We start from the raw sequence: 13,082 nt of genomic DNA, 5'->3' as shown, positions 1-13,082 counted from the left end.
TTCCCGATCGGCATGCTCGCCCGGTAGATCTTGCCGTTGTCACCGGCGAAGAACAGGTAGATGTTCTGGTCGTCGGCGATCAGGGTCTGGTCGATCGGGGCGGCGCCCGGGATGCTGCCGGTGAACAGCGGCTAGACGAAGGGCGACGCGCCCCACTGGGACGCCAGCACCCAGATCTTCTTGGGCGCGAAGTAGAACAGCGTGGGCGCCACCGCGGACTGGCTCATCCCGGTCTGGCCGGCCGACGCCATGTCCGACCAGTTCGTGAAGGGCTTGAACATCATCGAGCCGTACGACGACCCCGACACGTTCGACGCGTAGACCAGGTGCTTGCCGTTGTACGTCACGGTGGTGGAGTCCTTCAGCGAGACCCACCCGTTCGCCGGCTTCGCCAGCGCACCTGTCGACGTCCACCGGTACGTCGACGGCAGAGAACACGTGCCGTCCCCCGGCGGGGTCGTCCCGGACAGGCCGGTCCACTTCTGGTTGCTGCCCCCGTTGCACGTCCAGATCTGCGCCGCTGTGCCGTTGGCCGTACCGGAGCCCGTAACCTCCAGGCACAGCCCGGACTCCACGCCGACGACAGTGCCGTCGGGGTTCACCCGCCACTGCTGGTTCGCACCGCCGGAGCAGGTCCAGATCTGCACCCGGGTACCGGCCGTGGTGGCGTGGCCCGGAACATCCAGGCACTTGTTGCCGTACACGGTGAGCTGGTTGCTGTCCGTCAACGTCCACTGCTGGTTGGTCCCGCCCCAGCAGTCATAGATCTGCAGATATGTGCCGTCGGTCTGGCTGGCGCCCGGCACATCGAGACACCGGCCGGAACCGACACCGCGCAAGGCGCCGCTGGAAGCCGCCTGAGCCGGGGCGGCGACGAGCATCGCCGCCAACGCGGCCAGGGCAGCAACCACGGCGGCGAGCACCACTGACGGATGCCTGCGGCTGAAACTTCCTCGGTGCATGGATACTTCCTCAACCTTGGGTAGGCGGTTCCGGTTGGCCTCGTCAGAGGCTGGCCGGACTGTCGGTGTGGTGCGGTGCGCAGTCCGCGGGCACCACGGCGGACCGCAATATTTGGCGGGGTCATGACATACGCACCCCTGACATACGCATGCGGCATGGCCCTTGCGATTCCGACTTCAGACGGTGCTGGCCGACATGGCCCTACTGCGCGATGGAGCGGCCCGGGATGTTCGCCATATCGAACAAAGGTCGAAGCATCGAGCAACCCGATGATAGAGAACCGGTGAACGCCGTCAATACCTCTCGCATGCATCGGCTCAAACGCCGAAACATTCGCACCACCACGCGCCGACCAGCGCACGCCACACCGTCAAATGGCTGGCTCGCAAGCGACTTGACCCCGGAACGGAGCGAGGTGCGGACGGTGCAGACACTCGGTCGCCCCTGCCTCCAACGTCCGTGACACACCGAAATTTCCGCACGCCGCCGACGGGCAGCACCGGGGCCGCCGTCCGCTTAGCCGGTGACCGAAAGTTTCGTACGCCAATCGGAAATTTCTTCGGCGGAGAGTATTGACGATCTACGGTCACGCCTCAATCATCTCTGTCTGAGAAACCGGCCCTGGTTCGAGATTCCGGGCTGTCTCGGCCTGGACAATCCATGCTCCACGGCAGATCAGCGACCAGCTGCACGGCAGACCCGCGCACCACATCACCTGCGCCACCCCGACCGGTCCCAATGACTGCGCGGGGTCCGGTGATTCCGTCCCGCCCGGGCTCCGGCCTGCCCTGTCCGTCTGCCGGACGGGGCCGGACGACGCAATCCCCTGCGCTTCAGTCGATCAGCGATTTCTACCGCGATTTCTACCTCGGAGGCACAGTCATGGGCTCGTACGCCCTTCCCAGATCCGTTATCCGCCGGAAGATCCGCGGCCTGCTGCTGGCGCTGGTCGTCGGCGTCCTGGGTGCGGTCACCGCACTGGCCGCACCGCCGACCGCACACGCCGCCGAGAACACGCTCGGCGCCGCGGCGGCACAGAGCGGCCGCTACTTCGGCACCGCCATCGCCTCCGGCAGGCTGGGCGACTCGGCGTACACGACGATCGCAAGCCGTGAGTTCAACATGGTGACGGCCGAGAACGAGATGAAGATCGACGCCACCGAACCACAGCGGGGCCAGTTCAACTTCAGCGCCGGCGACCGCGTCTACAACTGGGCGGTGCAGAACGGCAAGCGGGTGCGTGGCCACACACTGGCCTGGTACGCCCAGCAGCCCGGCTGGATGCAGAGCCTCAGCGGCAGCTCACTGCGCCAGGCGATGATCGACCACATCAACGGCGTCATGGGCCACTACAAGGGCAAGATCGCCCAGTGGGACGTCGTGAACGAGGCCTTCGCCGACGGCAATTCGGGAGGTCGGCGGGACTCCAACCTGCAACGCACGGGCAACGACTGGATCGAGGTCGCCTTCCGCACCGCGCGCGCCGCCGACCCGGCGGCCAAGCTCTGCTACAACGACTACAACATCGAGAACTGGACCTGGGCCAAGACCCAGGCCGTGTACGCCATGGTCCGGGACTTCAAGCAGCGCGGCGTGCCGATCGACTGCGTCGGGTTCCAGTCGCACTTCAACAGCGGCAGCCCCTACACCAGCAACTTCCGCACCACCCTGCAGAATTTCGCCGCCCTCGGCGTCGATGTGGCCATCACCGAACTCGACATACAGGGCGCCTCGGCCTCGACCTACGCCAACGTGACCAACGACTGCCTGGCCGTCCCGCGCTGCCTCGGCATCACCGTCTGGGGTGTGCGCGACACCGACTCCTGGCGATCGGGGGACACGCCGCTGCTGTTCAACGGCGACGGCAGCAAGAAGCCTGCCTACACCGCCGTCCTCAACGCACTCAACGGCGGCGGCTCCACGACGCCCCCTGCGGATGGCGGACAGATCAAGGGCGTCGGTTCGGGCCGTTGCCTGGACGTGCCCGGAGCCGGCACCACCGACGGCACACAGCTCCAGCTGTGGGACTGCCACAGCGGCACCAACCAGCAGTGGACGTACACCGACGCCGGCGAGCTCAGGGTCTACGGCAACAAATGCCTTGACGCCGCCGGCACAGGCAACGGTTCCAAAGTCCAGATCTACAGCTGCTGGGGCGGCGACAACCAGAAATGGCGCCTCAACTCCGACGGGTCCATCGTCGGCGTCCAGTCCGGCCTCTGCCTCGACGCCGTCTCGGGCGGCACCGCCAATGGCACCCTCATCCAGCTCTACTCCTGCTCGAACGGCAACAACCAACGCTGGACCCGTGCCTGAGGGGGCCTGCCACAAACGAAGGAGGGAAGCCGTGACAGCCCACGGTGCGGCTTCCCCGCTCCTCCGCAAGGACATCGCTGACGGTCCCGGGTCGCCGCCGTGGTGGCGGCGACCACGCGATCGGGATGCTCGCCGCAGTGCGTCCGGCGCCCGCCGCGGCGGAGTTGGAGAAAAGCACAGGTGGAGCGGCATTTTCCTGCATCAGGAACGGGCTCTGACGCGACCGGAGCGTCAAACGAGCGTCGCGGCCTTGGCCGTTCCTCCACCGCGACGCGCTGCGGAACAGCCGGAGCAATGCGCCTCGGTCGTCGTTCTTCTCGACAGTGCGGATGCGCTCCGGCCGACGAAAGCGGACGGTCCGTGTGCCACGAGGTGATCGACTGCCGTGCGGGGTCCGAAGTACTTCCGGCTCGCGCGTCCGGCAGACGCCGGCGGCGAGCGGACTCCCAAGGCTGAGAAGAGAGCGTCGGATTGCCGCTGGAGCGGGTCCACGGTCGGGCGCGGCCCCGCGGACGCTTCTCGTCTGCGGTCTGCTGATGCCTCCGGGTCTCACCGTGGTCGAGTCGCTGACGTACTCGGCGCCGACCGCGCTCGCCCCCTGACACCGAGGCACGAGAGCCGCCCCAGGCCGAACACGGGGACGCGGTGCTCGCGGTTGACCCCGCGCATGGTGCCGGCATCCGCCGGGAGTTCGTGGACGGTCGAAGTACGCGTCAGCTGACCCGAAGACCGACCGCCAGCGTCAGTTCAAGGACCCGGTGTGGCGATGCGAGGTCCGGAAACAGCTCCCGCAGCTGCGACATCCGGTACCGGACTGTCTGGGGATGGACGAACAACGCTGCCGCCACCTCGTCCCGCCTGCCCTGGTGCAGCAGCCACGCCCGCAACGTCTCCTCCAGCCGCCGTGCGGTCGCGACAGGCAAGGTGTGCAACGGTGCGAGGGCTCGGGCACGCAGGTCTGCCAACGCGTCCACGTCGGCGCTCAGCACCAGCTCGGGCAGGTGATCCTCGGTGTCGCGAATATCAGAGGAGAGGGAGCGCGCGCGTACGGCTCGTGCGTACGAGGCGGACGCACGAGTCCATGGCCGGGTCGGGCCGACCACTGCGGTGCGGTCGGTCATCTGCCGCAAGAGATGTGATCGGTCGGCATCGGGGACGAGCAGCACACCGGTGGCGTCCGGCAGATCGTCGAGCACGAGGGTGCCCGGGTCGAGCGCCCGGTAGGCAGGCCGGGCCTGGGCGGCGGGCAGCAGGACCGCGGTCACCGAAACCGGAGGCTGCCACCCGGCCCGTTGAGCAGAGGCCAGCAACACGTCCGGGCTCGCGCCGGCGAGGAGGTCGCGGGCCAGGTGTTCCAGGTGGCGCTCGTGGGCCCTGCCCCGGGCGGCCAGTTCGTCGGCGTGGCCCGCGGCGCTCGCGGCGGAGAGCTCGTCGATGTAGGCGAAGGTCAGCTCGGCGAACTTGGCCACCTCGGCGGCGGGCAAACCTGCGGGTACGGCACCCGCTGCCAGGCATCGCCAGGCCACGCGGGCGCCGACGCGGTAGGCGCTGAGCAGGGCGTCCATCGAACGGCCGTCGCGCACCTCGCCGCGGCCCAGCTCGTAGGCTGCGTCACCGGCGTCGCCGCCCGTGGCGTTCCCGCTCGCGAGGTCCAGGTAGTGCCCCAGGGCGGTGCGGACGGCTCGGCGGATGGTGGCGCCCATGTGGCCCGACAGAGCGTTGGCGTAGGAGGGGACCTCGTCGATGATCGCCTGGACGACCTCGTCGGCGGTGGTCTTCAGCGCGGCCCTCAGTGCGGTGACCGTCGTCTCATCCAGGGCCAGTTCGCTGGCCCTCCGGATTGCATGGCTCACGTCTTTGTTCCCTGCGAACAATTCAGCCGACCAGATTTACGTCCTGCGGTCAGGACTTTACGCCTTGAGACGCAGCAAGCTGGAGTCATGACGAGTGCAGCCCTCCGCAGCAGGGCGTGGAAACTGCTGGAGATGGTCACGACGCCGCTGCTGCCGTCGGACTACCTCGACCTGGTCAGCCCACTGCGTGCGGGCGCTGACCTGCGTGGGCGCATCGAGGCCGTGCACCCCGAGACGGGTGCCGCCGCGACCATCGTGATCAGGCCGGGGCGGGGCTGGCGCGGCCACACAGCCGGTCAGTACGTGCGGATCGGGGTCGACGTCGACGGCGTGCGCCTGTGGCGTGCCTACTCCCTCACCTCGCCGACGAACCGCCAGGACGGCCGCGTCACGATCACCGTGAAGGCGATCCCGAACGGCAAGGTCAGCAACCACCTGGTCCGCAGGGCGAAACCGGGCACGCTGATCCAGCTCGACCAGCCGACCGGAGACTTCGTGCTGCCGCAGGCCAAGCCCGCCAAGGTGCTCTACCTGACGGCCGGAAGCGGCATCACGCCCGTGATGGCCATGCTGCGCGACACCGAGTTCGACGACGTCGCCATGGTCCACTGCGCACCACAGCCGCAAGACGTGATCTTCCGCAACGAACTGCACGACCTGGTCGCGGCCAAGAAGCTTCGGCTCACCGAGGTGCACACCGCCACGGACGGCAAGCTCGACGTCGCCCGTCTCGGCGAACTCGTGCCCGACTGGGCCGAGCGCGAGACCTGGGCTTGCGGACCCGCGGGCCTGCTCGACGCCGCCGAACACCACTGGACCGAGCACGGCGTACAAGAACGCCTGCACACCGAACGCTTCCGCCCCGGCATCCTCGTCGCCGGCGACGGCGGCGAGGTCACGTTCAGCGCCACCGACAGGACCGTCGACGCGGACGGCGCCACGCCGTTGCTGGACATCGGCGAGGAGGCCGGCGTGCTCATGCCCTCCGGGTGCCGCATGGGCATCTGCTTCGGCTGCGTCACGCCGCTCAAGGCGGGCGCCGTGCGCGACCTGCGCACCGGCGAGATCACCGAGGCCGAACCGGGCGTCCTCATCCAGACATGCGTGTCCGCCGCGGCGGGACCCTGCGACATCGAACGGTAGGAGCACTTTGACCGCCATCGACCCCACCGCCCACCTGACCGCAGAGCAGATCGAGGAACTCGGCCGCGAGCTGGACGCGATCCGCGACGAGGTGATCGCCGGCCGCGGCGAGAAGGACGCCGCCTACATCCGTAAGGTCATCTCGGCGCAGCGCAAGCTCGAGCTGGTCAGCAGGGGCGTGCTGCTGTTCTCGATCTTCCCGCCCGTATGGCTGCTCGGCACCGCCGGTCTGTCCGTGGCGAAGATCATGGACAACATGGAGATCGGCCACAACGTCCTGCACGGCCAGTGGGACTGGATGCGGGACCCGAAGATCCACTCCACCACCTGGGAGTGGGATCACGTCTCACCGGCCGACCAGTGGAAGCACTCGCACAACGAGCTGCACCACACGTACACCAACGTGATCGGCAAGGACAACGATCTCGGCTACGGCATCATGCGCGTCGACGAGGACCAGAAGTGGCACCCCTTCCACCTCGGACAGCCGCTGTGGAACTTCATCAACGCCTGCTTCTTCGAGTACGGCATCGCAGCGTACGACCTGGAGCTCGGCAAGAACCTGCACAAGCGCCGCCGCAAGAACCCGGAGTTCCGCGCGCGGGCCAAGGCCGTGGGCCGCAAGATCCGCAAGCAGGTGCTCAAGGACTACGTGCTCCACCCGCTGCTGTCGGGTCCGTCGTTCCTCCCCACGCTCGCCGCCACGTTCACCGCGAACCTGGTCCGCAACATCTGGTCCCACTCGGTGATCATGTGCGGGCACTTCCCCGAGGGCGTACAGGTCTTCGAGCGCCGGTCGATCAAGGACGAGACGCGCGGCCAGTGGTACCTGCGCCAGATGATGGGTTCGGCGAACATCAGCGGCAGCAGGGCCATGCACTTCATGACCGGCAACCTGTCGCACCAGATCGAGCACCACCTGTTCCCGGACCTGCCGAGCAACCGGTACGCCGAGGTCGCGGTGAAGGTGCGCGCGCTGTTCGAGAAGTACGAGCTGGAGTACGTCACCGGACCGCTGCCCAAGCAGGTGTTCTCCGCGTGGCGCAAGGTCTTCCGGCTCTCGCTGCCGAACACGAAGCCCGAGGTCAGAACGCCGGACCGCGAGCAGGAACTCGTCGCGGCCTGATTCCCGGCGCTTCGTCGTCCCACGGCTCCGCACAGATGTCCCGTCAGACGTTCCCCGGCGGCCTTGGTCAATAAGCAAGAAAGACACATAAGGCTTGCGGACGGGCGGCACCGATGCCGGTGGCGCCGCCCGAGCCGCACCACGTCCTTGCCCGGCAACCCGTCTTGAAGGCAGGCAGGAGCCCGTCTTCCCGGCGATGACCGGAACAGCAGGTCAGAGGCGGTCGTACGGCATGCGGCGTGCTCCACCCCCTGCACCCACGCAAACAGGTCGGCCCAACCCGCCAAGACCGAGCTGATCCGTAAAAGAGCAGGTCAGGAGCCCTTGTGGGCGGGCTCGAGAATAGCCACGCACTCCACGTGATGCGTCATCGGAAACAGATCGAACGCCCGCAGCGTCCGCACCCGGTACCCGCCCTCGCGGAAGTACGCCAGGTCTCGGGCCAGCGCGGCGGGGTCGCAGGCGACGTAGGCGATGCGGCGGGCGGCCAGGGAGGCGAGGTGGGCGACCGTCGTGCGGCCGGCTCCGGCGCGGGGCGGGTCCAGGACGATCAGGTCGACCTCCGTGATGCCCGTGCGCGGCAGGACCGACTCGACCTTGCCCTGTTCGATGCGGACCCGCGGGAAGCCGGCGAGGTTGTGCCGTGCGTCCTCCACCGCCCGCTTGCCGGACTCGATACCGAGGACCGCGCCCTTCTCGCCGAGGCGGTCGGCCAGGGCGCCGGCGAACAGGCCGACGCCGCAGTAGAGGTCCAGGGCCGTTTCGCCCTTGCGGGGCAGCAGGCCCTGCATGACGGCCGTCACGAGGGTGTCGGCCGCCTTCGGGTGGACCTGCCAGAAGCCGCCGCCCGCGACGCGGTGGGTGCGGCCGTCCGCGCGCTCACGGACGAAGGGGCGTCCGTGGACCCGGTGGATTCCGCCGGACTTCTCGTCGACGCGGAGGACGGAGACCGGCTTGTCCAGTTCCACCAGCGGGAGGCGGCCGCCGGGGCGCGGGGTCAGGATCACCTGGCGGTCCTGCGAGCCGGTCGCGGCGATCGCCTCGACCGACTCCATGCCGGTCCAGTCCCGCCGCTCGATGCCCAGCTCGCTGACGCCCTCCGCCGCGATCATGCAGTGGTCGATGCGTTCGACCTCGTGCGAGCGGTGGCGGCGCAGGCCTGCGTGGCCCTCGGCGTTCACGGCGTACTGGACGCGCGTGCGCCACTGCGGGACCTGGCCCGCGGGCAGCTTGTCGCCCTCGGCCGGCATCACCGTGCCGTCCCAGCCGGCCTCCTCGGGCGTGAGGCCCGCGAGCCGCTTGAGCTGTTCGGCGATCACCTCGCCCTTGAGGCGGCGCTGGGCGCCGGGCTTGGCGTGCTGCCAGTCGCAGCCGCCGCAGCGGCCGGGGCCGGCGAAGGGGCAGGGGGCCTCGACGCGGTCCTTGGAGGCGTCCAGGATCCGTACGGCGTCCGCGCGCAGGAAGCGGGCTCCCTCCTCGCCCTCGGTCACCCGCGCCACCACCCGCTCGCCCGGCAGCGCGTGCCGCACGAACAGCACCTGGCCCTCGGCCGTGCGGGCGATGCAGTGGCCGCCATGGGCGACGGGGCCGATCTCGACCTCGTACTCCTCCCCGACCAGCGACTTCTTCGGTTCTGCCTGCATGGCGGGGTGACTCCAGATCGGAAACGGGAAACGGCCGGACAACAGCCCACCAGTCTACGTGGCTGTCGTCCGGCCGTTCACCACAGGCCGTGCGCCGGGATCAGTCCTTGGCCGCCGACGGCTCCTTGGGCCGCTCCCCCGCCGGACCCCGTCGTACGGCACCCGGTGCGCTCCACTCCTGGCGCCTGCGGGCGCGCACCTTGGCCGCCTCGGAGGACGCCAGCTGGTAGGGCACGGAGGTGACCATCACGCCGGGCGTGAAGAGCAGGCGGCCCTTCAGGCGCAGGGCGCTCTGGTTGTGCAGCAGGTGCTCGTACCAGTGGCCGACCACGTACTCGGGGATGATCACGGAGACCGCGTCGCGCGGGGACTCCTTGCGCAGGCCCTTGACGTACTCGATGACCGGCCGGGTGACCTCGCGGTACGGCGAGTCCAGGACCTTCAGCGGTACGTCGATGCCGCGCCGCTCCCACTCCTCGCGCAGCGCCTTGGTCTCGGCCGGGTCGACGTTGACGGTCAGCGCCTCCAGGGTGTCCGAGCGCATCAGCTTGGCGTAGGCCAGGGCGCGCAGGGTGGGGCGGTGGATCTTCGAGATCAGCACGACCGAGTGGACGCGGGACGGGCGGACCATGTCGTCGTCCGGCTCCTCGGGGGCGGAGATCTCCTCGGCGACGCGGTCGTAGTGCTTCCGGATCGCGGTCATCGTCGCGTAGAAGATGCACATGCCCAGCAGGGCGACCCAGGCGCCGTGCGTGAACTTGGTGACCAGGACGACGACGAGCACCAGGCCGGTGAAGAAGGCGCCGAACGCGTTGATCGCGCGGGAGCGCACCATGTGGCGGCGCTTGGCCTGGTCCTGCTCGGCCGCCAGATGGCGGTTCCAGTGCCGGACCATGCCGGTCTGGCTGAGCGTGAAGGATACGAACACGCCGACGATGTAGAGCTGGATCAGCCGCGTGGAGTCGGCGCCGTAGATGACGGTCAGCAGCATCGCGGCGCCCGCGAGCAGCACGATGCCGTTGGAGAAGGCGAGGCGGTCGCCGCGGGTGTGCAGCTGGCGCGGCAGGTAGCGGTCCTGGGCGAGGATCGAGCCGAGCAGCGGGAAGCCGTTGTACGCCGTGTTCGCCGCCAGGAAGAGGACCAGCGCGGTGGCGGCCGCCAGGACGATGAACAGGAAGCTGCCCTTGCCGAACACCGCCTCGGCGACCTGGGAGATCACCGGGTTCTGGACGTAGCCGGAGCCGAGCGGGTGGCCGTTGTGGAGCAGGTCGGTGGCGGGGTTCTCGGCCATGCGGACCTTGGTCGACATGGCGAGGGCGATGATGCCGCAGAACATGGTGACGGCCAGCAGGCCCATCATCGCGAGCGTGGTCGCCGCGTTCTTCGACTTGGGCTTGCGGAAGGCCGGGACGCCGTTGGAGATCGCCTCCACGCCGGTGAGCGCGGCACAGCCGGAGGAGAAGGCGCGCAGCAGGAGGAAGACGAGCGCGAAGCCCGCGAGGCCCTGGTGCTCGGCCTTGATGTGGTAGTCGGCCGTCGGCGCGTGCATGGTGTCGCCGAGGATCAGGCCGCGGAACGCGCCCCACGCGATCATGATGAAGACGCCGCCGACGAACACGTACGTCGGGATCGCGAAGAGCTTGCCGGACTCCTTCACGCCGCGCAGGTTCATCAGCGTCAGCAGGACGATCACGGCGACCGCGCACAGCACCTTGTGCTGGACCACGAAGGGGATCGCGGAGCCGAGGTTCTCGATGCCGGAGGCGATGGAGACGGCGACGGTCAGGACGTAGTCGACGAGCAGCGCGCTGGCCACGGTGAGGCCGGCTCGGGGACCGAGGTTGGTGGTGGCCACCTCGTAGTCACCGCCGCCGCTCGGGTAGGCGTGCACGTTCTGGCGGTAGGAGGCGACGACCGTGAACATCAGCACGACGACCGCGACGGCGATCCACGGGCTGAAGTGGTACGCCGACACACCCGCGATGGACAGGACCAGCAGGACCTCCCCCGGCGCGTAGGCGACGGAGGACAGCGGGTCGGAGGCGAAGACGGGGAGTGCGATGCGCTTCGGCAGGAGCGTTTCGCCCAGCCGGTCACTGCGCAGTGCGCGCCCGATCAGAATCCGTTTGGGCACGTCGGTCAGTTTGGACACGACAGAGGATGGTAGGCCTTCGAACAGGCAACCGCCCACCCGGCATCCTGGTTCTGCCTCACGAGTGAAATCAGGGGCGCGCTGAACTGCGGATTCCGCGGTCCGTGCGCTCCCCGTGCCTAGATGGCAAACCCCGCCTGTCATCGCACTTCGGAGGTCCTATGCCCGCCACCGCGGAGCTCGTCGGGGCGACCCTCACGATCCTCGGCCTCGGAATCCTGACCCTGTGCAGCGTGCGCAGCATCACTCGCCGGCGCCCGCCCCCGGTGATCGCGGACGCCGAGCGCTGGCGCTGCTCGGGCGTGATCGCCGACGCGGACCGCTGACGCCGCGACGTGAGGCGCGTGATCGCGGACCTTGATCACGGACCGTGATCACGGCGAACCGGCGCACGGGGGTGCCCACCCCCTGGCGCCCGTGTGTAGCTTTGGGCGTCGGTCTGAGACCCTGATGCTGAGCAGTAACTTTTGGACACGGGAAGGACGGTCGTGCACATCGTCATCATGGGCTGCGGAAGAGTGGGTTCCGCTCTTGCCCAGACCCTGGAGCAACAGGGCCACACGGTCGCCGTGATCGACCAGGACCCCACCGCCTTCCGCCGGCTGGGCCCCGGATTCGGCGGTCGCCGGGTCACCGGGGTCGGCTTCGACCAGGACACGCTGCGCGAGGCGGGCATCGAGGAGGCCGGCGCCTTCGCGGCCGTCTCCAGCGGTGACAACTCCAACATCATCTCGGCGCGCGTGGCCCGCGAGATGTTCGGCGTGGAGAACGTGGCCGCCCGTATCTACGACCCCCGCCGCGCGGAGGTCTACCAGCGCCTGGGCATCCCCACCGTGGCCACGGTCCGCTGGACCGCCGACCAGATGCTGCGCCGGCTGCTGCCCTCCGGCGCCGAGCCGCTGTGGCGCGACCCCACCGGCGGCGTCCAGCTCGCCGAGGTGCACGCCTCCGCTCACTGGGTCGGCCACAAGATCAGCAAGCTGCAGGAGGAGACGGGCGTCCGCGTGGCGTTCCTGACCCGCCTGGGCGAGGCGATCCTGCCGACCTCGCAGACGGTGCTGCAGGAGGGCGACCTCGTGCACGTGATGATGCGGGCGGACGACGTCGAGAAGGTCGAGGCGGCGTTCGCCCAGGGCCCGGAAGAGGAGAGCGGTCACTGATGAGGGTCGCCATTGCCGGAGCCGGTGCCGTCGGCCGCTCGATCGCGGGCGAGCTGCTGGAGAACGGCCACGAGGTCCTGCTGATCGACAAGGCCCCGACCGCCATCTCGGTGGAGCGGGTGCCCCAGGCGGAGTGGCTGCTGGCCGACGCCTGCGAGATCACGTCCCTGGACGAGGCGGCGCTGCAGCGCTGCAACGTCGTCATCGCCGCGACCGGCGACGACAAGGTCAACCTGGTCGTGTCGCTGCTCGCCAAGACGGAGTACGGCGTCCCGCGCGTCGTCGCCCGCGTCAACAACCCGAAGAACGAGTGGCTCTTCAACGAGGCCTGGGGCGTGGACGTGGCCGTCTCCACCCCGCGCCTGATGTCCGCCCTGGTCGAGGAGGCGGTGAGCGTCGGTGACCTGGTCCGCCTGCTGCGTTTCAGCCACGGTGACGCCAACCTCGTCGAGCTGACCCTGCCCGAGGAGTCGGCCCTGTCCGGCACCCAGGTCGGCGATGTGGAGTGGCCCGAGGACACCTCCCTGGTCACGATCATCCGCGGCACCCGCGTCCTGACCCCGACCAAGGAGGACTCCCTGGAACCGGGCGACGAACTCCTCTTCGTGGCCGCCCAGGCCCGCGAGGAGCAGTTGGAGGAGCTGCTGTCGGTGCGGCGGGAAGAAGGCTGACCGGCACGAAGAAGGGCGCCCTCGACCGCGAGGGCGCCCTTTTCGTCGTACGGGG

Annotated in this window: 9 protein-coding genes and 1 pseudogene; 6 read left to right on the top strand and 4 right to left on the bottom strand. The window is 69.0% G+C overall.

Translation table 11 applies throughout. From position 1 onward, the window contains the following. A pseudogene (locus IO33_RS44275) lies at positions 1–962 on the bottom strand (non-reducing end alpha-L-arabinofuranosidase family hydrolase); the annotation flags it as partial. An 883-nt stretch (positions 963–1,845) separates the two neighbouring features. Here IO33_RS44275 and IO33_RS0117670 point away from each other — a divergent pair. Then, positions 1,846–3,279 (top strand): endo-1,4-beta-xylanase, encoded by a 1,434-nt coding sequence (locus tag IO33_RS0117670; protein ID WP_031165839.1) that lies wholly within the window; start codon positions 1,846–1,848, stop codon positions 3,277–3,279. A 713-nt stretch (positions 3,280–3,992) separates the two neighbouring features. On the opposite strand, the gene IO33_RS0117665 is transcribed toward IO33_RS0117670, so the two are convergent. Beyond that, complete coding sequence (locus IO33_RS0117665; protein ID WP_031165837.1) at positions 3,993–5,132, bottom strand: PucR family transcriptional regulator; 1,140 nt, start codon at positions 5,130–5,132, stop codon at positions 3,993–3,995. Between the two features lie 132 nt (positions 5,133–5,264). On the opposite strand from IO33_RS0117665, the gene IO33_RS0117660 reads away from it, so the two are divergent. Continuing rightward, positions 5,265–6,275: a ferredoxin reductase gene (locus IO33_RS0117660; protein WP_037685616.1), complete on the top strand. Its 1,011-nt coding sequence runs from the start codon at positions 5,265–5,267 to the stop codon at positions 6,273–6,275. Between the two features lie 7 nt (positions 6,276–6,282). Next, the gene (locus tag IO33_RS0117655) at positions 6,283–7,401 is read left to right on the top strand and encodes a fatty acid desaturase family protein (protein WP_031165833.1); all 1,119 of its coding nucleotides are present in this window, start codon (positions 6,283–6,285) and stop codon (positions 7,399–7,401) included. Between the two features lie 314 nt (positions 7,402–7,715). Here the strand turns inward: IO33_RS0117655 and IO33_RS0117650 are convergent, their stop codons facing one another. Continuing rightward, positions 7,716–9,044, bottom strand: a complete 1,329-nt coding sequence (locus IO33_RS0117650; protein WP_031165832.1) for a class I SAM-dependent RNA methyltransferase — start codon at positions 9,042–9,044, stop codon at positions 7,716–7,718. Positions 9,045–9,144: 100 nt separating this feature from the next. Further along, positions 9,145–11,196, bottom strand: coding sequence for an APC family permease (locus IO33_RS0117645; RefSeq protein WP_031165830.1), 2,052 nt, complete (start codon positions 11,194–11,196; stop codon positions 9,145–9,147). Between the two features lie 161 nt (positions 11,197–11,357). Between IO33_RS0117645 and IO33_RS50455 the strand changes: the two genes are divergently transcribed. The 3 genes from IO33_RS50455 (at position 11,358) to IO33_RS0117630 (ending at position 13,027) form a co-directional block, all read left to right on the top strand. Continuing rightward, positions 11,358–11,522 (top strand): hypothetical protein, encoded by a 165-nt coding sequence (locus IO33_RS50455; protein ID WP_157857871.1) that lies wholly within the window; start codon positions 11,358–11,360, stop codon positions 11,520–11,522. Positions 11,523–11,684: 162 nt separating this feature from the next. After that, complete coding sequence (locus IO33_RS0117635; RefSeq protein WP_031165829.1) at positions 11,685–12,356, top strand: potassium channel family protein; 672 nt, start codon at positions 11,685–11,687, stop codon at positions 12,354–12,356. After that, positions 12,356–13,027 carry a potassium channel family protein gene (locus IO33_RS0117630; RefSeq protein ID WP_031165828.1) on the top strand — a complete coding sequence of 224 codons (672 nt, stop codon included), beginning with the start codon at positions 12,356–12,358 and terminating at the stop codon, positions 13,025–13,027. Before IO33_RS0117635 ends, IO33_RS0117630 begins: the two co-directional genes overlap by 1 nt. The last annotated feature ends 55 nt before the right edge of the window (positions 13,028–13,082 follow it).

This window comes from Streptomyces durhamensis (assembly GCF_000725475.1).
Classification (GTDB): Bacteria; Actinomycetota; Actinomycetes; order Streptomycetales; family Streptomycetaceae; genus Streptomyces; species Streptomyces filipinensis.
The sequence above is the reverse complement of the archived record's forward strand: the minus strand, read 5'-3'. Positions and strand labels throughout refer to the sequence as shown.

What these genes read in the sequence shown, in the direction of transcription:
- IO33_RS0117670 (WP_031165839.1), top strand. Translation starts at nt 1,846, where the DNA reads ATGGGCTCGTACGCCCTTCCCAGATCCGTTATCCGCCGGAAGATCCGC.
- IO33_RS0117660 (WP_037685616.1), top strand. Translation starts at nt 5,265, where the DNA reads ATGGTCACGACGCCGCTGCTGCCGTCGGACTACCTCGACCTGGTCAGC.
- IO33_RS0117650 (WP_031165832.1), bottom strand. Translation starts at nt 9,044, where the DNA reads ATGCAGGCAGAACCGAAGAAGTCGCTGGTCGGGGAGGAGTACGAGGTC.
- IO33_RS50455 (WP_157857871.1), top strand. Translation starts at nt 11,358, where the DNA reads ATGCCCGCCACCGCGGAGCTCGTCGGGGCGACCCTCACGATCCTCGGC.
- IO33_RS0117630 (WP_031165828.1), top strand. Translation starts at nt 12,356, where the DNA reads ATGAGGGTCGCCATTGCCGGAGCCGGTGCCGTCGGCCGCTCGATCGCG.